The 21,739-nt window shown below is 66.9% G+C and carries 20 protein-coding genes; 13 read left to right on the top strand and 7 right to left on the bottom strand.

Annotation, left to right across the window (positions count from 1 at the left end; all coding sequences use genetic code 11):
* The first annotated feature begins 148 nt into the window (after positions 1-148).
* The 4 genes from ABV408_RS00660 to ABV408_RS00645 all read left to right on the top strand — a co-directional run bounded on the left by ABV408_RS00660 (position 149) and on the right by ABV408_RS00645 (position 4,623).
* On the top strand, positions 149-1,012 hold the full coding sequence (locus tag ABV408_RS00660; protein ID WP_353980636.1) for a MurR/RpiR family transcriptional regulator: 864 nt from the start codon (positions 149-151) through the stop codon (positions 1,010-1,012).
* A gap of 16 nt (positions 1,013-1,028) precedes the next feature.
* The gene (locus tag ABV408_RS00655) at positions 1,029-2,504 is read left to right on the top strand and encodes a D-aminoacylase (protein WP_353980635.1); all 1,476 of its coding nucleotides are present in this window, start codon (positions 1,029-1,031) and stop codon (positions 2,502-2,504) included.
* A gap of 61 nt (positions 2,505-2,565) precedes the next feature.
* Entirely contained in the window at positions 2,566-2,958 is a 393-nt protein-coding gene (locus tag ABV408_RS00650) for a RidA family protein (protein WP_110650929.1), read from the top strand.
* A 174-nt stretch (positions 2,959-3,132) separates the two neighbouring features.
* Positions 3,133-4,623, top strand: a complete 1,491-nt coding sequence (locus ABV408_RS00645) for a sodium:solute symporter family protein (RefSeq protein ID WP_353980634.1) — start codon at positions 3,133-3,135, stop codon at positions 4,621-4,623.
* 54 nt (positions 4,624-4,677) lie between these two features.
* On the opposite strand, the gene ABV408_RS00640 is transcribed toward ABV408_RS00645, so the two are convergent.
* Positions 4,678-5,160 (bottom strand): ureidoglycolate lyase, encoded by a 483-nt coding sequence (locus ABV408_RS00640; protein WP_353980633.1) that lies wholly within the window; start codon positions 5,158-5,160, stop codon positions 4,678-4,680.
* Between the two features lie 303 nt (positions 5,161-5,463).
* On the opposite strand from ABV408_RS00640, the gene ABV408_RS00635 reads away from it, so the two are divergent.
* The 8 genes from ABV408_RS00635 to ABV408_RS00600 all read left to right on the top strand — a co-directional run bounded on the left by ABV408_RS00635 (position 5,464) and on the right by ABV408_RS00600 (position 15,034).
* Positions 5,464-6,408 (top strand): 4-hydroxyproline epimerase, encoded by a 945-nt coding sequence (locus ABV408_RS00635; protein ID WP_353980632.1) that lies wholly within the window; start codon positions 5,464-5,466, stop codon positions 6,406-6,408.
* Positions 6,409-6,608: 200 nt separating this feature from the next.
* A complete protein-coding gene (locus ABV408_RS00630; protein ID WP_353980631.1) occupies positions 6,609-7,553 on the top strand; it encodes a dihydrodipicolinate synthase family protein in 945 nt (314 codons plus the stop codon).
* Between the two features lie 543 nt (positions 7,554-8,096).
* Complete coding sequence (ytfQ, locus tag ABV408_RS00625; RefSeq protein ID WP_353980630.1) at positions 8,097-9,047, top strand: galactofuranose ABC transporter, galactofuranose-binding protein YtfQ; 951 nt, start codon at positions 8,097-8,099, stop codon at positions 9,045-9,047.
* A 97-nt stretch (positions 9,048-9,144) separates the two neighbouring features.
* The gene (locus ABV408_RS00620; RefSeq protein WP_353980629.1) at positions 9,145-10,683 is read left to right on the top strand and encodes a sugar ABC transporter ATP-binding protein; all 1,539 of its coding nucleotides are present in this window, start codon (positions 9,145-9,147) and stop codon (positions 10,681-10,683) included.
* Entirely contained in the window at positions 10,680-11,714 is a 1,035-nt protein-coding gene (locus ABV408_RS00615) for an ABC transporter permease (RefSeq protein WP_353980628.1), read from the top strand. Before ABV408_RS00620 ends, ABV408_RS00615 begins: the two co-directional genes overlap by 4 nt.
* Positions 11,711-12,685 carry a galactofuranose ABC transporter, permease protein YjfF gene (gene yjfF / locus ABV408_RS00610; protein ID WP_353980627.1) on the top strand — a complete coding sequence of 325 codons (975 nt, stop codon included), beginning with the start codon at positions 11,711-11,713 and terminating at the stop codon, positions 12,683-12,685. The genes ABV408_RS00615 and yjfF overlap by 4 nt, the downstream gene beginning before the upstream one ends.
* Positions 12,686-12,821: 136 nt before the next feature.
* Positions 12,822-13,484: a GntR family transcriptional regulator gene (locus ABV408_RS00605; RefSeq protein WP_353980626.1), complete on the top strand. Its 663-nt coding sequence runs from the start codon at positions 12,822-12,824 to the stop codon at positions 13,482-13,484.
* Positions 13,485-13,699: 215 nt separating this feature from the next.
* Complete coding sequence (locus ABV408_RS00600; protein WP_353980625.1) at positions 13,700-15,034, top strand: FAD-dependent oxidoreductase; 1,335 nt, start codon at positions 13,700-13,702, stop codon at positions 15,032-15,034.
* A gap of 87 nt (positions 15,035-15,121) precedes the next feature.
* Here ABV408_RS00600 and ABV408_RS00595 read toward each other — a convergent pair whose 3' ends face one another.
* The gene (locus ABV408_RS00595) at positions 15,122-15,985 is read right to left on the bottom strand and encodes a bifunctional allantoicase/(S)-ureidoglycine aminohydrolase (protein WP_353980623.1); all 864 of its coding nucleotides are present in this window, start codon (positions 15,983-15,985) and stop codon (positions 15,122-15,124) included.
* 309 nt (positions 15,986-16,294) lie between these two features.
* Here ABV408_RS00595 and ABV408_RS00590 point away from each other — a divergent pair, with 309 nt between their 5' ends.
* A complete protein-coding gene (locus ABV408_RS00590) occupies positions 16,295-17,734 on the top strand; it encodes a TIGR00366 family protein (RefSeq protein ID WP_353980622.1) in 1,440 nt (479 codons plus the stop codon).
* 49 nt (positions 17,735-17,783) lie between these two features.
* On the opposite strand, the gene ABV408_RS00585 is transcribed toward ABV408_RS00590, so the two are convergent.
* The 5 genes from ABV408_RS00585 to ABV408_RS00565 form a co-directional block, all read right to left on the bottom strand.
* Positions 17,784-18,626 carry a MurR/RpiR family transcriptional regulator gene (locus tag ABV408_RS00585; protein ID WP_353980621.1) on the bottom strand — a complete coding sequence of 281 codons (843 nt, stop codon included), beginning with the start codon at positions 18,624-18,626 and terminating at the stop codon, positions 17,784-17,786.
* 138 nt (positions 18,627-18,764) lie between these two features.
* Complete coding sequence (locus ABV408_RS00580) at positions 18,765-19,493, bottom strand: amino acid ABC transporter ATP-binding protein (RefSeq protein ID WP_353980620.1); 729 nt, start codon at positions 19,491-19,493, stop codon at positions 18,765-18,767.
* Positions 19,474-20,130: an amino acid ABC transporter permease gene (locus ABV408_RS00575; protein WP_353980619.1), complete on the bottom strand. Its 657-nt coding sequence runs from the start codon at positions 20,128-20,130 to the stop codon at positions 19,474-19,476. The genes ABV408_RS00580 and ABV408_RS00575 overlap by 20 nt, the downstream gene beginning before the upstream one ends.
* Positions 20,127-20,810, bottom strand: coding sequence for an amino acid ABC transporter permease (locus tag ABV408_RS00570; RefSeq protein ID WP_353980618.1), 684 nt, complete (start codon positions 20,808-20,810; stop codon positions 20,127-20,129). The genes ABV408_RS00575 and ABV408_RS00570 overlap by 4 nt, the downstream gene beginning before the upstream one ends.
* Before the next feature lie 14 nt (positions 20,811-20,824).
* On the bottom strand, positions 20,825-21,640 hold the full coding sequence (locus ABV408_RS00565; RefSeq protein WP_353980617.1) for a transporter substrate-binding domain-containing protein: 816 nt from the start codon (positions 21,638-21,640) through the stop codon (positions 20,825-20,827).
* Between the last annotated feature and the right edge of the window lie 99 nt (positions 21,641-21,739).

Here is a 21,739-nt window from a genome sequence, read left to right as displayed (position 1 = left end):
GCGAGCGCGTCGCCCCGGCGGAAAGGGGCCGGCGCTGCACGTCGACCAAGGCCGCAAGAAAATAACTTTCACAGTTTCAGAAACTAGGATAGAAAATAACAAGCATGTTTTTCCCGCCCGCCACCGGCTGTCGCCAGAGGAGACCTCAGTGAGCCAGCAGATCGACATCCTGTCGTTGATCACCGCCCGTCTCCCCAGCCTGCGCGCTGCCGAGCGCAAGGTCGCCGGGCTGATCTTCGACGATATCGATTTCGTCGCCGAGGCGAGCATCGGCGAGATCGCCGCCCGCGCCGGGGTCAGCGACGCCACGGTGACACGCTTCGCCCGGGCCGTGGAGTGCCGCAACGTACGCGACCTCAAGACCCGCCTGACCCGCGCCCTGGCCGCAGGACGCCGCTTCATCCAGGAAGCGAACGAGGAGGATGGCCTCGGCGTGATCTACGACAGCGCCACTCAGACCCTGGCGCTCAACCGCACGCTGATGGAGCAGGCCGACGTCGAGGGTGCGGTGGCGATGCTGGATAGCGCGCGCCAGATCCTGGTCTTCGGCGCCGGCGGTGGCTCCACGGTGATGGCCCAGGAGCTGCAGTTCCGGCTGGTGCGGCTGGGCTATGCGATCAGCGCCTATCCGCAGGCGCTGCTGCCACGCATGGTCGCCGCCACCCTGGAGCCGGAAGACGTGGTGGTGGCGCTCTCGGCCAGCGGCTACACCCCCGAGATCAACGATGCCGCCGAGCTGGCCCACGAGTACGGCGCGCGGGTGGTCGCGATCACCGCGGTCGGCTCGCCGCTGGCCGGCATCGCCGACCTGGCGCTGCCGCTGGCCTCACGGGAGACCGACTTCATCTATTTTCCGTCGTCATCACGCTACGCCATGATGGCCGCCGTCGACATGCTGGCGCTGGGCCTGGCACTGCGCCACCGGGCGCGGACCCGCGACAAGCTGCGGCGGCTCAAGATCACCCTCGATGCCCATCGCGGCGGCGACGATCGCCAGCCGCTCGGCGACTGAGACGCCAGGAGCGCCCATGTCCCACCTGCACGACCTGCTGATCCGCCGCGCCAGCGTCATCGATGGCAGCGGCCGCGATGCCTTCGTCGCCGATGTCGCCATCGACGGCGCGCGCATCGCCGCCGTGGGCGATCTGGCCGACGCCCATGGCCGCGAGGAGATCGAGGCCGCGGGGCTGACCCTGACCCCCGGCTTCATCGACGTTCACACCCACGACGACACCAACGTCATCCGCACCCCGGAGATGCTGCCCAAGCTCTCCCAGGGGGTGACCACGGTGGTGGTCGGCAACTGCGGCATCAGCGCCAGCCCGGTCAGCCTCGATGGCGAGGTGCCGGACCCGATGAACCTGCTCGGGCGCGCCGAGGATTTCCGCTACCCCACCTTCGCCGCCTACGCCGAGGCGGTGGCCGCGGCGCGTCCCAGCGTCAACGTCGCCGCGCTGATCGGCCACACCAGCCTGCGCAGCCAGGTGATGGACCGCTTCGACCGCCCCGCCAGCCCGGCCGAGATCGCGGCCATGCGCGCCCAGCTCGAGCATGCTCTGGCCGAGGGCGCCCTGGGGCTCTCCTCGGGGCTCGCCTACCGCAACGCCTTCCACGCCCCCAGCGCCGAGATGAACGCGCTGGTCGAGGCGGTGGGCAACGCCGGCGGCGTCTATACCACGCATCTGCGTGACGAGTTCGCGGGGCTACCCGCGGCGATGGAGGAAGCCTTCGCCACCGCCGCCCACGGCCAGGCGCCGCTGGTGATCTCGCATCTCAAGTGCGCCGGTGCCGGCAACTGGGGCAATTCGCCCCTGGCGCTGGCCAGGCTCGACGATGCCGCGCGCCGCCACGGCGTGCACTGCGACTGCTACCCCTACACCGCCGGCTCCTCGACGCTGGACCTGGGCCAGGTCACCGACGAGATCGAGATCTTCATCACCTGGTCCGACCCGCACCCCGAGATGGCGCGTCAGCCGCTGAAGACGATCGCCGCACAGTGGCAGCTGTCGCTGGAGGACGCCGCGCGGCAGCTGCAGCCGGCCGGTGCGGTCTACCACAACATGAGCGAGGCGGACATGCGCCAGGTACTCGCGCATCCGCTATCGATGGTGGGCTCCGACGGCCTGCCCAACGATCCGCATCCGCACCCGCGCCTGTGGGGCGCCTTCCCGCGGGTGCTGGCGCACTACAGCCGCGATCTGCAACTGCTGCCGCTGGCCGCGGCGGTGCACAAGATGACCGGGCTTTCCGCCGCCAACTTCGGCCTCACAGACCGTGGCGAGATTCGCCCCGGCGCCTTTGCCGACCTGGTGCTGCTCGACCTCGACACCCTCGAGGACACCGCCACCTACAGCGCACCGATCGCCAAGGCCCGCGGCATCGAGCTGGTGGTGGTCAACGGTGCGATCGGCTATCGCCACGGCCAGGCTTGCGCTACCCGCGCCGGGCGCCTGCTGCGGCGCGAAGTGCGGCTGTCACCGCGCCCCTCGCGGCCCGCCGCCTGACATTCCGTATCGGCCCCGCGCGCCGCGTGGGGTCTTCCCTGACCCAGAGAGGAGATTTTGCATGAGCATCAAGCGTTATGGCGTCGAAGGCGGCGTCGGCACCGGCGGCCAGAAGCTGCCCTTCGCCCGCGCCACCGAAGCCGGTGGCTGGCTGTTCGTCTCCGGCCAGACGCCGATGACCGACGGCGAAGTGGTCGAAGGCAGCATCGTCGAGCAGTCGCGGCTGGCCTTCGCCAACTGTCTGAAGATCGCCGAGGAGGCCGGTTACGGCGTGGAGGACGTGGTCCATGTCACCGCCGTGCTCACCGACGCGCGCTACTTCAGCTCGTTCAACAAGGTGTTCAAGGAAGTGTTCGGCGACCACCCTCCGGCGCGGATCTGCAGCGTCCAGGACCTGGTGGTGGACTGCAAGGTGGAGGTGGATATCAAGTGCTATCGCGCCGACCGCGCCTGATAAGCGCCTAAGCGGAGACCTCTTTGGGCAAGCCTCCCGGCAATGAGAAAGCGGTAACGAAAGGTGGTCGCGCCCCGGCAAGGGCGCGACCGCAGTGAAAAACCCCACGGGACATGACATTTCACACTGCTCCGGTCGCGGCAACGACCGGGACGACAATTATAAGAGGTAGCCATGAACAGCCAAGTCTTCCTCGGCACCTTCGTCGCCTACGTGATCGTGATGATCGCCTTCGGCTGCTGGGTATCACGCCACAGCCGCGGTAACGGCGACGACTTCCTGCTCGGCGGGCGCAGCCTGCCGCTCTTTCTGACCATCGGCACTACCGTGGCGACCATGGTCGGCACCGGGTCGAGCATGGGCGCGGTCGGTTTCGGCTACGCCAACGGCTGGGCCGGCGCCCTCTACGGCATCGGCGGGGCGATCGGGGTGCTGCTGCTGGCGTTCTGGTTCGCCCCGGTGAGACGCCTGCGCTTCATGACCATGAGCGAGGAGCTCTCCTACTACGTCGGCGCCAACCGCCTGGTGCGCAACGTCGTCGCGGTGCTGATCTACATCGCCTGCATCGGCTGGCTAGGCGCGCATATCCTCGGCGGAGGCCTCTACCTGTCGTGGATGGCCGGGATCGACCTGACCACGGCGCGCATCCTGGTCGCGCTGGGCTTCGGCATCTACTGCGTGATCGGCGGCTACATGGCCGTGGTGTGGACCGACACCGTGCAGGCGGTGGTGCTGTTCGTCGGCTTCATCGTGATGGCGATCATCGCGCTGGTCGAGGTCGGTGGCTTCTCCGGCCTCGGCGCCAACATGGACGTCGCGGCCACCAGCTTTCTCGGTATCGGCAAGATCGGCCTGGTGCCGGCGCTGTCGCTGGCGGCGGTGATCGCGGTCGGCGTGCTGGCGACGCCCTCCTACCGCCAGCGCATCTACTCCGGCAGCTCGGTGGCCTCGGTACGCAAATCGTTCGTGATCACCGGCGTGCTCTATCTGTTGTTCTCGATCATTCCGGCGATCATCGGCATGGCGACCCATGCCCTCAACCCGAATCTGGACAACAGCAACTTCGCCTTCCCGTTCCTCGCCACCGAGATTCTGCCGCTGTGGCTGGGCCTGCTGCTGCTGGTGGCGGGGCTTTCGGCGACCATGTCGAGCGCCAGCTCCGACGCCATCGCCGGGGTGTCGATCCTGCTGCGCGATATCTATGTGCTGTTCACCGGCCACACGCCCTCGGCGCGCAGGGTCGTGGGGCTCTCCCGGCTGGCGCTGGTCGTCACCATCGGCCTGGCGCTGCTGTTCGCGCTCACCTCCAACAACGTCATCAGCTACATCACCAGCATGATCGCCACGGTGATGGCAGGGATGTTCGTCTGCGGCGTGCTCGGGCGCTTCTGGCCGCGCTACACCTGGCAAGGGGCCATCGCCACCCTGATCGCCGCGTCGGCGACCTCGCTTGCGGTGATCAACGTCGATGCCTGGGCCACGTTCTGGGGTAACCCCAGCATCCCCGCCGTGCTGGTAGCGCTGATCGTGGGTATCGTCGTCAGCCTGGTCACGCCCGCCTCGAAGGTGACACCGGAGCAGGCGCTCGAGATCATCGACGCCGAGCGCGAACGCATGGAGCGGGCAGAAGACCCCGCCAGCGCACTCAGCGGCAAGCCGGTCTGATAGAACCGCTGCGGCAAGCTTCTCGCTGCCCCGCCCTGGCGGGGCAGCGTCGCTTTAGGCGACGACCCGAATCCTCATCTCCCGCTCGTCGAGATTGTCGGCACCACCACGGTCGACGACCAGGAACTCCCCCTCGCGCTCCAGCACCGAGTGGATCGCATGCCAGGTCCCGGCCCGGTAGTTGACCCCCTGGCGGCCGTCGGTGACGAAGGCGCGAATCGCGCTCGGATCGATGTCGTCGCCCGGCGGCGCCACCACGACCACGAAGCGCTCCTCGTGCAGCGGCATGAACGCCTGGCTGCCCAGCGGATGACGCTCGAGCAGATCGACCTCCAGCGGCAGGGCCACCGGCTGGCTGACGAAGAGGCTGATCAGCGGCGGCGTCGCGGCATCGCGGATATCGACCTTGGCCAACGCATGGTGGCGCTGGGTGCGCCCCCCGTTGATCGCGAACGACTCGCCGATGCGCGCATCGATCACCTCACCGAAAGGCGCGAAGGCTGCTGCGGTCAGCGGCTGCGCGTTGAGTTCCTGCATCTGCTCTGCTCCTGTCATCGCTCAAGGTCATGTTCCGTCTTCGGTTTTACCCCATGAGACCGCGCGCGTCGCGCCGTTTCATGGTCCGCTGACGCGGTCATCGTATACAAACGAGGTCACTGCGCGTGCCATCGGGATGGCGTACTGATGATGCCGGGCATCCCGCCATCTATCGCCACGGCCAACCCATCCACTCCTAGCGACTCCTAGCCACCCCTTCCCTTATCCTTTCGGGGATTGTATAAAATATAAAATAATTCGGTCCTATCACCTCTTTTCTGCCCTCTCGGCACGGGAGCCCCCATGCAGCGTATCCACGTCATCGACTCCCACACCGGCGGCGAGCCGACCCGGCTGGTGATGTCGGGCTTCCCGGCGCTCACCGGCGACATGGCTGCCCAGCGCGAGCTGCTGCGACGCGAGCACGACCAGTGGCGGCGGGCGTGTCTGCTCGAACCGCGGGGCAACGATGTGCTGGTGGGGGCGCTCTACTGCGAGCCGGTCTCGCCGGACGCCAGCTGCGGGGTGATCTTCTTCAACAACACGGGCTATCTGGGCATGTGCGGCCACGGCACCATCGGGCTGGTGGCCTCGCTTTACCATCTTGGCAAGCTGGCGCCGGGTACCCACCGCATCGATACCCCGGTGGGGCAGGTCAGTGCCATTCTCCACGATGACGGCGCGGTCACCGTGGGCAACGTGCCCGCCTACCGCTACCGCCAGCGGGTGCCGGTCGAGGTGCCGGGCTACGGCGTGGTGCATGGCGATATCGCCTGGGGCGGCAACTGGTTCTTCCTGGTGGGCGAGCACGACCAGGCGCTGACGCTGGCCAACGAGGAGGCGCTGACGGCCTTCACCTGGGCCATTCGTCAGGCGCTGGACGCGCAGGCCATCACCGGCGAGAACGGTGGCCACATCGACCATATCGAGCTGTTCGCCGCGGATACCCACGGCAATCCGCCGGCCGACAGCCGCAACTTCGTGCTCTGCCCCGGCAAGGCCTACGACCGCTCCCCCTGCGGCACCGGCACCAGCGCCAAACTGGCCTGCCTGGCAGCGGACGGCAAGCTCGCCCCCGGCGAGACCTGGGTCCAGGCCAGCATCACCGGCAGCCGCTTCGAGGGGCGCTACGACTGGCAGGGCGATCGCATCCTGCCCTTCATCACCGGCACCGCCCACGTCACCGCCGATGCCACCTTGCTGATCGATGACAACGATCCGTTTGCCTGGGGCATCACCGCGTCCTAGGCACTGTCTGAAAAGTACTGCGCTCGCCCATGCGGCGTTAAAAATCGACTCAAAATGCTCATTTACACCCCGTAAACTCCGCGTTTTCGCCGATTTTTGCCTTGCCTGGCCTTCGCTCGTCGACTTTTCAGACAGCACCTAGATGCGCACGCATCGCTTCCAAAAACGCATGAATTCCGAAAACAATGCCAGAGGACACCATGACCGACTCCATTTTCAGCGGCTGCATTCCCGCACTGATGACCCCCTGCACCTCACAGCGCACCCCCGACTACGACGCCCTGGTCGCCAAAGGGCGCGAGCTGATCGATCTCGGTATGCGCGCGGTGGTCTACTGCGGCTCAATGGGCGATTGGCCGCTGCTCAGCGAGGCCCAGCGCCAGGAGGGCGTGGCCCGTCTAGTCGCTGCCGGCGTCCCTGTCATCGTCGGTACCGGTGCGGTCAATTCCAAAGAAGCGGTCGCCCACGCCGCGCATGCGGCCAAAGTCGGGGCTCAAGGCTTGATGGTAATTCCCCGCGTGCTATCCCGCGGTACCTCCAGCCAGGCCCAGCGCGCGCACTTCTCGGCGATTCTGGCAGCCGCACCCGAGCTGCCGGCGGTGATCTACAACAGCCCCTACTACGGCTTCGCCACCCGCGCCGAGCTGTTCTTCGCGCTGCGCGAGGCGTTTCCCAATCTGGTCGGTTTCAAGGAGTTCGGCGGCGCCGAGGATCTGCGCTATGCCGCCGAGTACATCACCTCCCAGGACGACGACGTCAGCCTGATGGTGGGGGTCGATACCCAGGTGGTGCACGGCTTCGTCAACTGCAACGCCAGCGGCGCCATCACCGGGGTCGGCAACGCTCTGCCACGGGAGGTTCTCAAGCTGGTCGAGCTCAGCCGCCAGGCCGCCAGCGGCGACCCCGAGGCGCGGCGCCTGGCGCTGGAGCTGGAGCGCGCGCTGGCGGTGCTCTCCTCATTCGACGAGGGCGCCGATCTGGTGCTCTATTACAAGCACCTAATGGTGCTCAACGGCGATAGTGAGTATCGCCTGCACTTCAATGAGAGCGATGACCTTACCCCAGCCCAGCAGCGCTACGCCGAGACCCAGTACGCCCAGTTCCGCGAGTGGTATACGCGCTGGTCGGCGGCACTCGATGCCTGAGCCACGGCCAGGCCGGGGCGACGCTCCTTTCCGGTGATGCTCTCCGACATTCGACACTTCAGCGGCCCCCTGCGGGGCCGCGCCCGCTTTCCCTCCCGCGCATCTCTTCCCCCACATTTCGTCCCCACAACTCATCCCCGACGCTCATTCAAAACGCGCCCGCCATATCAGTTCAGCGAGCGATAACCTTTTTAAAATCGACTCGACCAAAGCGTGATTGGTTTTCAATGGCTTTCGTCGCTCAATAAAAAAGCCAAGAGACGCCCAGTCAGAACGAGCGACGTATTTAAAACAGCACTAATCACGTACTAAAAAAAAGAGGCATACGAGCCTGCGTTTCATTCGCCACCGACAGTGTCGAAAAACCGAATAAACACCGCCGAAACAGGGTCGAAAATGGTCTTTGCGACAGCGACCTCAGGATCTGGATCCGGCAGACCGATAGCCTCACACCGACACACTCGCGGCCGATCAATCGCCTTATTGACGCGCATCGCCTGCCACGAAGACGGGCGCAACCGGCGCCATCACGGGAGACCACCGATGAAGAAATCACTCGCCCTCAGCCTCGCGTTGATGGGGTTCAGTGCCACCGCGTCCGCGGCGCAGGTCGTCGGCTTTTCGCAGATCGGTTCGGAGTCGGGCTGGCGCGCGGCGGAAACCACCATTACCCGCAAGCAGGCCGAGCAGCGCGGGATCGATCTCAAGTTCTCGGATGCCCAGCAGCGTCAGGAGAACCAGATCGCCGCGCTGCGTTCGTTCATTGCCCAGGGGGTGGATGCCATTCTGCTCGCCCCCGTAGTGGCCACCGGCTGGGACAACGTGCTCAAGGAGGCCAAGGAGAGCGAGATTCCGGTGATTCTGCTCGACCGCCAGATCGATGCGCCCAAGGATCTCTACATGACCGCGGTGGGCGCCGACAGCGTGCACGAGGGTGAAGTCGCCGGCCAGTGGCTGGTGGACAAGGTCGCCGACAAACCGTGCAACGTGGTGGAGTTGCAGGGCACCACCGGCTCGTCGGTGGCGATCGAACGCAAGCAGGGCTTCGAGAAGGCGATCGCCGACCACGCCAATCTCAAGATCGTGCGCAGCCAGACCGGTAATTTCACGCGCTCCGGCGGTAAGGAGGTCATGGAGAGTTTCATCCGCGCGGAAAACGGCGGGCGCGATATTTGCGCGCTGTTCTCGCACAACGACGACATGGCGATCGGCGCCATTCAGGCGATGAAGGAGGCCGGCCTGCACCCCGGCAAGGAGATTCTGACCATCTCCATCGACGCCGTGCCCGACTACTTCAAGGCGATGGCCAACGGCGACGCCAACGCCACGGTGGAGCTGACGCCCAACATGGCGGGCCCCGCCTTCGACGCGCTCGAAGCCTACTGGAAGGATGGCACCCAGCCACCCAAGTTCATCCAGACTGACTCCAAGCTCTACACCCAGAGCGACGACCCCGAGGGCGAGTACCAGCGGCGCAAGGATCTGGGCTACTGAGCCACGCCTGCGGCCGGCATCGCAAGCTGCCGGCCTTCCGCCCTCTTCCGGCGGCGCTCTCGACGCCGCCGGGGCCGCTCACCCGGGGTGACCGACCATGCTGCTTGCCATCCAGTCACTGACCAAGACCTTCATCGGCATGAAGGCGCTCGATGCGGTCGACTTCGAGCTCGCCCGCGGCGAGGTGCACGCGCTGCTGGGCGAGAACGGGGCCGGCAAGTCGACCCTGATCAAGTGCCTGACCGGTGCCTATCGTCGCGACGCCGGCACACTCTTGCTGGATGACGCGCCGATCTCACCGGATTCCACCGCTCAGGCCCAGGCGCTGGGCATCGGCACGGTCTATCAGGAGGTCAACCTGCTGCCCAACCTGACCGTGGCCCAGAACCTCACCTTCGGCCACGAACCGCGCCGCTTCGGCATCGTCGACACCCGAGCCCAGCGCCGCCAGGCGGCGGCGATGCTGGAAGGCTACGGGCTCGCCATCGACTTCGACCGCGATCTCGGCAGCTATTCGGTGGCGGTGCAGCAGCTCGTCGCGATTGCCCGCGCAGTGGCGCTGTCGGGCAAGGTGCTGATTCTCGACGAGCCCACCGCGAGTCTCGACGACCGCGAGGTGCAGATGCTGTTTGCGGTAGTGCGCCGGCTGCGCGACCAAGGCCTGGGCATCCTCTTCGTGTCGCACTTCCTGGACCAGGTGTATGCGCTGTGCGACCGCATCACGGTGTTGCGCAACGGCCGCAGGATCGTCACCGCGCGCTGTGACGAACTCGACCGGGTGCGGCTGATCGAGCACATGCTGGGGCGCGAGCTGGCGGCGGAGGAGCACGCCGCCAGGCGCGCCGAGGGCCGCACGGAAGCCGCCGGGGAGCCGCTCGTCACCTTCGAGCAGGTGGGCCGCCGCGGGCATATCGAGCCGTTCGATCTCAGCGTCCAGCGCGGCGAGGTGATCGGCATGGCCGGCCTGCTGGGCTCGGGGCGCACCGAGACCGCCGAGGTGATGTTCGGCATCAAGCGCGCCCACAGCGGCCGCGTTCGCGATGTCGAGGGCGGGGGCGAAGGCGCGGACGAGCTGCACTTGCGCGGCCCGCGCGACGCCATCGCCGCTGGCTTCGGCTTCGCCCCGGAAGACCGCAAGACCGAGGGTATCGTCGCCGAGCTGTCGATCCGCGAGAACATCATACTGGCGCTGCAGGCTCGCCGCGGCTGGATGCGGCCGATCCCCCGCGCCGAGCAGCAGCGCCTGGCCAACGACTACATCGCGCGGCTGGATATCCGCACCTCGGGGCCGGAGAAAGCGATCGGCGAGCTCTCCGGCGGCAACCAGCAAAAGGTGGTGCTGGCGCGCTGGCTGGCGATGAATCCGCGCTTTCTGATTCTCGACGAGCCGACCCGCGGCATCGATGTCGGCGCTCACGCCGAGATCCTGACCCTGATCCGCGAGCTGACCGCCAAGGGCATGGCCGTGCTGGTGATCTCCTCCGAGCTGGACGAACTGATCGCCGTGTCCGACCGCGTGATCGTGCTGCGCGACCGCCGCCAGGTCGCCACCCTGGTGGGCGAGGAGATCGGCCTGGAACCGGTGGTGCGGGCGATCGCCAGCACCGACACCCGCGCCGAGGGGGCCTGCGCATGATGCCCGCCGGCGTGAAACGCGTGCTGCCACAGCTGATCACCCTGGCCGTGCTGGTGGCGCTGGTCAGTGCGGTATTCCCCGACTTCCTGCAGCTGCACTACAGCGACGGGCGGCTGATCGGGCCGGTGATCGACGTGCTCAAGCGCGGTGCGCCGGTAGCGCTGCTGGCGATCGGCATGACCCTGGTGGTCGCCACCGGCGGTATCGATCTCTCGGTGGGCACGGTCATGGCGATCACCGGTGCGGTCGCCGCCGCGGCCATCGTCGCCGGCCACGGGCTGCTCTGGGCGCTGGGCCTGGCGCTGGCCGCCGGTCTGTGCGCGGGGCTGTTCAGCGGCTGTCTGATCGCCTTCCTCGGCATCCAGCCGATCGTCGCCACCCTGATCCTGATGATCTCCGGACGCGGTATCGCCCAGCTGATCACCGAAGGGCGCATCCTGACCTTCAACCTGCCGGGGTTCAGCTTTCTCGGTTCCGGCCACCTGCTCGGCATCCCGGTGCCGGTCTGGCTATGGCTGGCGGCGGCGACGCTGAGCGTGGTGGTGGTGCGGCGCACCGCGCTGGGGCTCTTGATCGAAGCGGTGGGCGTCAATCGCCGTGCCAGTGCGCTGACCGGGATCAATGCCCGCGTCATCCTGCTCGCGGTCTACATGATCTCGGGCCTGTGTGCGGCGCTGGCGGGGATCGTCACCACCGCCGACATTCGCGGGGCGGATGCCAACAACGCCGGGCTGTGGCTGGAGCTGGACGCCATCCTGGCCACGGTGATCGGCGGCAACTCGCTGCTCGGCGGGCGTTTCTCGATCCCGGCGGCGGTGATCGGCGCGCTGATCATCCAGACCATCAATACCGGCATCCTGCTGGCGGGCTTCCCCACCGAATACAATCTGGTCATCAAGGCCGCGCTGGTGGTCGCCATCCTGGTGCTGCAGTCGCCCCTGCTGGCGGGCGACCTGAAGCGGATGGCCGCGCGCCTGACACGCCAGCGCTACCCTGCCCCGGCGGCGAAAAAAGAGCGGGCGAGCTCATGATCAATCCCCGGCGCTATCCGCTGCTGGCAACCATCGCCATCTTCGTCATCGCCTACGCCATCTGCTACGTGCAGTTTCCCTACATGCTCTCCACCCGGGTGGCCGGCAATCTGCTGACCGACAACGCCTATCTGGGCATCGTCGCGGTCGGCATGACGGTAGTGATCCTGTCCGGCGGCATCGACCTCTCGGTGGGCGCGGTGATCGCCTTCTCCGGAGTCTTCATCGCGGTCATGCTGCGCGACACCGGGCTGCATCCGCTGGTCGTCTTCGCCCTGCTGCTGGCCCTGACCACCGCTTTCGGCGCGGCCATGGGCGCACTCATCCACCGCCTGGGCATGCCGCCGTTCATCGTCACCCTGGCCGGGATGTTCCTCGCCCGTGGCGCGGCCTACATGCTGACCATCGACTCGGTGGCGATCGATCACCCCTTCTTCGACACCCTGCAGGGCACCTACTGGCTGATGCCGGGCAAGGGGCGGCTGACGCTGATCGGGATAATCATGCTGCTGGCCTTCGTGGTGGGGCACGTGGTCGCCCACCGCACCCGCTTCGGCGCCAATGTGTTCGCCCTCGGTGGTGGCCAGCAGACCGCGCGGCTGATGGGCAGCCGGGTCGGGCGCACCACGGTGATGATCTACGCCTTCTCGGGGCTGATGGCGGGCCTCGGCGGTATCGTCTTCGCGCTCTACACCGGCTCCGGCTATCCGCTGGCGACGGTCGGCACCGAGCTGACCGCGATCGCCACCGTGGTGATCGGCGGCACCCTGCTCAGCGGCGGCGCCGGCTATGTGTTCGGAACCCTGTTCGGGGTGCTGACCATGGGTCTGATCCAGACCTATATCGTCTTCGACGGCACGCTCTCGAGCTGGTGGACCAAAATCGCCATCGGCGTGCTGCTGCTGGTCTTCATCGTGCTGCAGAAGGCGCTGCTGCGGCTGGGAACGCCGCGCGGCGCGGCAGCGGCCTGATCCCTCGCCGCGCGCCGGCGCTCGCGGCTTACACCTCGCACCGAGCCCCAAGTCCCGGGCCCTTGTCCCGGTAACGAATAGACGCCACCGGGGCATTTGTACACAATATGCAAAATCCCCACGTAGTCCCCATATCATGCCATTCAAGACCCGGGCCCAGTACGTCGCCGACGACCTGCGCCAACGCATTCTCGGCGGCGAGTTCAGCGGCGGTACCCAACTGCGCCAGGATGCCCTGGCCAAGGATTACGGCGTCAGCCGGATTCCGGTACGCGAGGCACTGCTGACCCTGGAAGCCGAAGGCCTGGTCGAGTTCCACGCCCACCGCGGCGCCTTCACCACCGAGCTGTCGGTGGCCAAGATCCGCGAGCTGTTCGACCTGCGCGTGCTGGTCGAGGGCTACGTGCTCGAACGTGCCATCCCGCGTCTGACCCCAGCGGATCTGGCACAGGCCGAGACCATCCTGAGCGACTACGACGCCGCCCTGAATGCCGGCCGCCAGATCGATCACTGGAGCGATTTCAACTTCGCCTTTCACCGCGCCCTCTACGCCCCCGCCGAGCTGCCCGAAGCGATGGCGATGATCGCGCAGCTCAACACCAAGTCGGATCGCTACATCCGCATGCAGCTGCTCTACACCCGCCAGATCGAGAAAGCCGAGCGCGAACACCACGCGCTGCTCGATCTCGCCCGTCGGGGAGACGCCGCGGGCGCTTGCCAGGTTCTCGAACGGCATATCCTCGATGCCTGCGAGGGCATCGTTGCGGTGCTCGAGCGCAATCTGGCCGGCGAGGCTTGAGCACAAGACGCCCCTGTCATCCGCTGGCGCTAGCGTCGACGACATCGCCCGCACTCTCTGCGCACCGCCCCGTGCCCCCTGCGCACCGCCGGCGATAGCCATCGACAAGCGCCCCGGCGGCGGGCATGATGGATTTTATACAATCTACAAAATCATTATCGTGATGTGCGCCGGGACGAGTCATCGGCGCGCTACCCACCGCGAGACGCCTGCCCATGCCCACGCTTCCCTCCGCCACTGCCTCGCTGGATGCCCCGGTCTCGGCGGATGCCGATATCGCCGTGATCGGCGCGGGCATCGTCGGCGTCTGCTGTGCGCTGGCGCTGGCACGCCAGGGCCAGCGCGTGCTGGTGCTCGATCCGCAGCCGCCGGGCATGGGGGCCTCCTTCGGCAATGCCAGCCATCTGGCCACCGAGCAGGTCTTCCCCATCGCCGATGCCGGTATCCTCAAGCGCCTGCCGTGCATGCTGCTCGACCCGCTGGGCCCGCTGCGCCTGGACTGGCGCCACCTGCCGCGCGGGTTGCCGTGGTTCGCGCGCCTGCTGTGGAACCTGCGCCCGGCGCCCTATCGCGCCAGCGTGGCCGGGCTCGGCGCGCTAAATGGCGCCAGCCTGGGCGCCTGGCAGCGGCTGCTGGCCTCGGTGGACGCCGCCACCCTGCTGCACCAGCAGGGCTCGGTACTGGCCTACGAGAAGCCGGATTCGCTGGCGCTGCTGACGGCGCTGGCCGAGCGCACCCGGGCGCAGGGGGTGCCGGTGGAGCCGTGGGACGCCACCAAGCTCCATGCCGCGGCGCCGACACTCTCGCCACGCCTGCGCGGCGGGCTCTTCTTTCCCGCCACCGGCCACTTCCTCAATCCGCTGCGGGTGGTGGAAACCCTGGCCGAGGCGGCGCGGCGCGAAGGCGTGAACTTCGTTCGCGAACGGGTGCAAGACGGTCGAACATCGGCGGATGGCGTGACGCTGACCACCGCGCAGCGCACGCTGCGGGCCGCCCGCGTGCTGATCGCCTGCGGCGCCCACTCGGCCACACTGACAGAGGCGCTGACCGGCGTCCGCGTACCGCTGGACACCGAGCGCGGCTACCACCTGATGCTGCCGCGGGAGTCGGCACGGCTGCCGTTCGCGGTCACCGCCTTCGAACGCCGCTTCATCATGACGCCGCTGCCCGACGGCCTGCGCCTGGCCGGCACGGTGGAGTTCGCCGGGCTCGAACGCCCGCCCAACCTGGAGCGGGCCTGGCAGTTGCACCGTCTCAGCAAGGGGCTGTTCAAGCAGGAGCTCGACATCACCGACGCCAGCACCTGGATGGGCTTTCGCCCCTCGCTGCCGGACTCCCTGCCGATCATCGACCGTGCCCGCGGCGGCCGCGTGCTGCTGGCGTTCGGCCACCAGCACCTGGGGCTGACCCAGGCGGCGATCAGCGCCGAGATGATCGCCGCGCTGGCGCGCTCAGGCGAGAACGACATCGCCACCGACAACCCGAGCGCAGCGCACGACCTGCCAGCGTTCGCGCCCTATCGCCTGACGCGCTTCGGCCGCGAGCGCTAGGGTCTGTACGAAAACTGCCTGCGCTCGGCAATACGGCGCTAAGTCAATCGGCGCTGAAGTGATGGACGCCAGGCCCGGGCCTTGGACTCAGCGGCGTGACAGCCGCAGCGGCATCTGCCGATTGACGTCCTTGTAGAGCAGATAGCGGAAGGGCCCCGGCCCGCCGGCATAGCAGGACTGCGGGCAGAAGGCGCGCAGCCACATGAAGTCTCCGGCCTCGACCTCGACCCAGTCCTGATTGAGGTGATAGACCGCGCGCCCCTCGAGCACATAGAGGCCATGCTCCATCACGTGGGTCTCGTCGAACGGAATCACCCCGCCCGGCTGGAAAGTGACGATGGTCACATGCATGTCGTGGCGCAGGTCGGCAGGGTCGACGAAGCGTGTGGTCGCCCAGCGGCCGTCGGTATCCGGCATCGGCGTCGGCGCGATCTCCTGCTCGTTGGTGACGAAGGCCGGCGGCACCTCCACCCCCTCGACGACCTCATAAGCCTTGCGGATCCAGTGAAAGCGCACCGCCTCGGCGGCGTGGTTGTGCAGCTGCCAGTCGCACCCCGGCGGCAGGTAGGCGTAGCCCCCCGGGGTCATGACATGCGCCTGGCCGGCCAGGGTCAGGGTCATCTCCCCTTCGACCACGAACAGCACGCCCTCGGCCTCCGGGTCCAGCTCGGGACGCTGACTGCCGCCGCCGGGGGCGACCTCCATGATCGACTGGGAGAAGGTTTCGGCGAAGCCGGAGAGCGGGCGCGCCAGCACCCACAGCCGGGTCTTCTCCCAGTGCGGCAGGTAGCTGGTAACGATATCGCTCATCACCCCCTTGGGGATGACCGCGTAGGCCTCGGTGAACACCGCGCGGTCATGGATCAGCTGGCTCTGCGGCGGCAGACCGCCATGCGGGGCGTAGTAGCGGCGTGGCGGCTGAGCGCCGCGGGGAGCATCGGATTGCGACATGGGTCCTCCTCGGTGAAGGCACGGTGTCACCCGGGCGACTCGCAACCGAGCCCCGGGCCGGCACAGGCCCGTGAAACATCAAGCAAACGCGCGTGAAACGCCAATGAAACCAGCGTAACGGAAGAGGGCTTTTCGCGGCCATCGAGTTGTGAAACTATCGATCGGGTCCGAACGGCCCCGCGTCTCGGGCACGCCCAGGGCGTCACCACAAGGATAAACCGGGGGCGGCATCATACGCCGCAGTCAACCGCTCTCCGCCGGTTAGACCGGACATCACAACAGCAACACGACAGAGAGGACGAAGCGTCCATGAGCCCATCATCCGAGGCGGATCTTGACCGCTCGCACAAGAAACGATCGTTTCATATACCGCATATCTACGCCATCCTTTTCCTCTTCATCGTCCTCGCGGCCATCGCCACCTATCTGATCCCCGCCGGCGTCTACGAGCGCGTACCAGGGCCAGCGGGACGCACCACCATCGACCCGGCCTCGTTCCACTACGTACCCGCCACGCCGACCGGGCTGACCGACTTCCTGCTGGCGATCCCCAACGGCCTGATGAGCGCCGGCCAGGTGGTCTTCTTCACCCTGATCATCGGCGGCATGTTCGCGGTGCTGCGGCGTACCGGCATCATCGAACTGGGTGTGGATAACCTGACCCGCCACTTCGCCGGCCGCAGCCTGTGGGTGATTCCGGTACTGATGACGCTGTTCGCCGTCATTGCCACGCTGATCGGCACCCAGGAGCTGTCGCTGGTCTACGTGCCGGTGATCCTGCCGCTGATGATCGCGCTGCGCTTCGACTCGGTGGTCGCCGCCGCGGTCGCGCTGTGTGCCACCACTGTCGGCTTCACCGCCGGCGTGCTCAACCCGATCAACACCGGGCTCGGCCAGCAGCTCTCCCATCTGCCGCTCTATTCGGGCTTCGGCCTGCGCCTGGTGGCGCTGGTCGCCATGCTCGCGGTGGCCGTGGTGTGGGTGCTGCGCTACGCCCGCCGCGTGCGTGACGACGCCAGCGCCAGCCTGCTCGACGACGACGCCGGAGAGCACGCCAAGCGGCACCACTACCAGCATGCGCTGGATGCCGACAAGCCGCGCGCCAGCGGACGTCAGAAAGCCGCCATCCTGGCCGCCCTCGGCTTCTTCGCGGCGCTGGTCTACGGCGTGCTCGGGCAGGGCTGGTTCATGCTCGAGATGGCGGGGCTGTTCATCGTCATGGGTATCGTCGTCGGCCTGATCGCCGGGCTCAAGGTCGATGCTATCTGCGAAGGCTTCAACGAGGGTTTCCGCGACGTGATGGTCGGCGCCATGATCGCCGGTATCGCCCGCGCCGTGGCCGTGGTGCTGGAAGATGGCCAGGTGCTCGACACCATGGTCCACGGCCTCGGGGTCGCGGTGGGCGGCCTGCCCACGCTGTTCTCGGCGCTGGGCATGTATCTGGCCCAGCTCGGCTTCAACTTCGTGGTCCCCTCCGGCAGCGGTCAGGCGCTGGTGACCATGCCGATCATGGCGCCGCTCTCGGACCTGCTCGGGGTGACCCGCCAGACCGCGGTCCTCGCCTATCAGCTGGGCGACGGCATCGGCAACATCCTCTACCCCACTTCCGGCTACTTCATGGCCACCCTGGCCCTGGCCGGCGTGCCGTGGCAGCGCTGGGTGCGCTTCTTCCTGCCGCTGTTCGGCGCCTGGGTGGCGATCGCCGTGGCCCTGTTGCTGTTCGCCCAGGCCAGCGGCTGGCAGGGTTAGGGTGGGTACGAAAACTGCCACCGCGTCGACGGCGCGGCGGCAGTCGGGTTCAGGGGCCCAGCTCGTCGAGCGACTCATACAGGTCGGTGATGCCGTCGATCCGTGCCCGCCCCGATGCCAGCCGGCGGTGCAGCAGGGCGTTGACCAGCAGGCAGATCAGGCTCATCGGCGCGGCGTAGCTGTCGAAGGCCGAGACGCTGTCCAGCGGACACTCGAGCCGCCAGGTGACACGCTCGGCGTAGCGCGCACTGGTGGCATCGCCGATCAGCAGACAGCGCTGCCCGCGCGCCGCCAGGGTCTCGATCAGCGCCTCGAACACCCGCGGCCGGCGGCGGAAGCCGAACAGCACCACCAGGGTCTCGGGATCGAGCTCGGCGAGCTCCTCGGCCAGCGACTGATTGGGCGCCGGCCACAGCGCCACCCCGGGGCGGCACTGCAGTAGCTGCTGGCGCAGATGCAGCGCCAGCGGGTAACTGTTGCGATAGCCCACTACTGCCAGCCGCGGCGCGGCGTCGAGCGCGTCGATCACGGCCTCGAAGCTGGCCGCCGAGAGCCCGTCGAGGCAGCGCTGCAGATTCTCCTGCTCGCGGGCCAGGTGCCGTGCACAGCGCTCGGCGCCCTCACCCAGGGCGTCGCTGCCCGCCGCCAGCGGCACGCCGAAGTGGCGCAGCTCTCGGGCGTGGGCCTTGACCGCCTTGAAGTCGGCGTAGCCCAGGCGCCGGAACAGCCGCGTCACGGTGGCCTTGGAGACCCCCGAGAGACGCGCCAGATCGGCGGCGCTGTAGATCGCGAGATCCTCGAAGTGATCCAGAATGAAGCTGGCGACACGCCGCTCCTGCGGTGCCAGTTCGCCGAAGCGCTGCTGGAGCTGACGTCCGATATGGCCCTGCATGGGTGCTTTCCCTGACTGTCGTTCCCTGACTCATCACTCCCTGGCGCATCATTTCCTGACCAGGGCTGTGGTCACTCTACCATCGAAATCCCCCGCCGCTGCGCCCGGTATCACGAGCCGTGACCACCGGACACCGGCTCATAGCACCGAGGCAATGAACTGGGCGAGCTCCGGCGTCTGCGGCCGGGTGAACAGCGTCTGCGGGTCGCCGGATTCATGGATCCGCCCCTGATGCATGAAGACGACGCGGTCACTGACGTCGCGGGCGAACTTCATCTCATGGGTGACCAGGATCAGCGTCATCCCTTCACTGGCCAGGTCTTCGAGCACGCGCAGCACTTCGCCCACCAGTTCAGGGTCGAGCGCCGAGGTCACCTCGTCGCACAGCAGTACCTTGGGATTCATCGCCAGTGCCCGGGCAATCGCCACGCGCTGCTGCTGGCCGCCGGAGAGCTGGGCCGGATAAGCGTCGACCTTCTCGGACATCCCCACCTTGGCGAGCACCGACTCGGCGATCCGGCGTGCCTCGTCCCGGGGCGTCTGCTTGACCACCAGCGGTGCCAGCATCACGTTCTCGACCACCGTCTTGTGCGGGAACAGGTTGAAGCTCTGGAACACCATGCCGACGTTCTGGCTCAGCTCGCCCGGCGACATCGCGGTGCCATCGAGACGCTGGTCGGCCAGCACGATCGTCCCCCAGTCGTGACGCTCGAGCTGGTTGAGACAACGCAGCAGGGTACTCTTGCCCGAACCGCTGCGACCGATGATCGATACCACCTCGCCGGCCTCGACCTCCAGATCGATGCCCTTGAGCACCTCCAGCTCGCCGAAGGATTTGTGCAGGTCTTTAACGGATACCAGCGCCATAGAGCTTTTTCTCCAGGTGACGGGCATAGCGGGACAGCGGATAGCAGAGGATGAAATATCCGAGCGCCACCAGCGCGAAGATGGTGAAGGGTGCAAACGCTGCGTTGTTGAGCATGGTGCCGGCCTTGGTCAGCTCGACGAAGCCGATCACCGATGCCAGCGCGGTGCCCTTGATGACCTGCACGGAAAAGCCGACGGTCGGTGGCACGGCCAGACGCAGCGCTTGAGGCAGGATGACGTGGCGCATCGACTGCAGATAGTCGAGTCCGAGTACCCGGGACGCCTGCCACTGGCCGCTGGGTACCGCCTCGACGCAGCCGCGCCAGATGTCGCACAGGAAAGCGCTGGTGAACAGCGTCAGCGCCACACTGGCCGCGGTCCAGGCAGAGACATCGAACCCCAGTGCCGCGGCACCGAAATAGGCCAGGAACAGCTGCATCAGCAGCGGCGTGCCCTGGAACAGATCGACGTAGAGCCGGATCGACCAGCGGATCGGCTTCAGCCCGCCCATGCGCAGCAGGGTCAACATCAGCCCGACGGCGGCTCCGCCGATGAAGGCGATCAACGACAGGACCACCGTCCAGCGCCCTGCCAGCAGCAGGTTGCGGACGATGTCCCACAGCGTGAAATCGGTCATGCCGAACCTCCCTGGCGAAACGCGAACAGGCGGCGCCCGGCGAACTCGAACGCCAGCCGCAGCCCCACCGCCAGCAGCAGATAGATCAGCGTCACCACCAGATAGACTTCGAAGCCGCGGAAGCTGCGCGACTGGATGAAGTTGGCGGCGTAGGTCAGGTCGAAGACCGAAATCTGGGATACCACCGCAGAGCCCAGCATCACGATGATGCACTGGCTGATCAGCGACGGGTAAACCCGCGAAAACGCCGGTACCAGAACCACGTGCCGGAAACTCTGCAGACGCGATAGCCCAAGCGCGCGGGCGGCTTCATGCTGGCCTCTCTGGGTCGAGTCGATCCCCGCACGCAGGATCTCGGCAGTATAGGCGCCGAGATTGAGGATCATCGCCAGCAGCGCCGCGACCGTCGCGCTGATCGGGATACCCAGCGCCGGCAGGCCGAAGAACAGAAAGAACAGCTGCACGATGAACGGGGTGTTGCGGATGACCTCGACATAGCCGCCCAGCAGGCGGCTGATGGGGCTCGGCCGTCCGTTGACGGCAGCGTCCCGCAGGTAGGCGACGACGATCGCCAACGCGATCCCGGCCATCGTCGTCACCGCAGTCAGCCAGATCGTCGTCATCAAGCCGTGGAGGATCTGCTCCGTGTAGGGCAGCAGCGTGGAGAAATCCAGCGTCATGACTGCTTACCCGCTCAAGCCGAGAGATCGTCGGGCAGCGCAGTGTGGAACCACTTCTGCGACATCGATTGCAGCGTGCCATCCTGCTTGGCCTGCTCGATCAACGCATTGACGCGCGCCTTGAGCGCCTCGTTGCCCTTGGCCAGGCCGATGTAGCAGGGGGAATTCTTGATCCGCAACACCATGGTCGGCGCCCGCGCGGTATTGCGCTCGGCAATCTGTGCCGCAACCACGTTGCCGGTGGCAATGTAGTCTACCTGGCCGGACAGGAAGGCAGAGATCGTGGTGGCATTGTCCTCGAAGCGCTGGACGGTGGTATCGCTCGGCACCAGATCGGAGAGTTCCATGTCCTCGACCGAGCCGCGGGTCACGCCGATGGTCTTGCCGGCGAGCCCTGCGGCATCTTCGACCGGTGCGGCATCGGGCGTGCCGAACACGCCGAGGAAGAACGGCGCATAGGCCTCAGTGAAGTCGATCACCGCAGCGCGCTCGGGGTTCTTGCCCAGGCTCGAGATCACCAGATCGACCTTGTCGGTCTGCAAGAACGGGATGCGATTGGCACTGGTGACGGTCACCAGCTTCAGATCGACATCCATTTGATCGGCCAGGTAGTGCGCCATATCGATATCGTATCCCTGCGGTTGCAGGTCGGTGCCCACCGACCCGAACGGCGGGAAGTCCTGCGGTACCGCGACCCGCAGTGTGCCGCGCTGTTCGATGGTTGCCAGGTCGCTGGCCTGGGCCGAGACAGCCGTGAAGCCGGCGACGACGGTGAAGCAGAGCGTCAGCACGAGCTGACGCGAGAATCGATTCTTGACGCAGGCGAACATGCCATACCTCCCGGAGAGAGCTTGTGAGTTGTTATGCCAATAGCGTGATGCCGATAGAGAAACGATTGGCGACTTCTCTACCGAATGAGAAACGTTGGT

The organism is Salinicola endophyticus (assembly GCF_040536835.1).
GTDB classification, from domain to species: domain Bacteria; phylum Pseudomonadota; class Gammaproteobacteria; order Pseudomonadales; family Halomonadaceae; genus Salinicola; species Salinicola endophyticus_A.
This window is presented reverse-complemented; position numbering and strand designations above follow the sequence as displayed.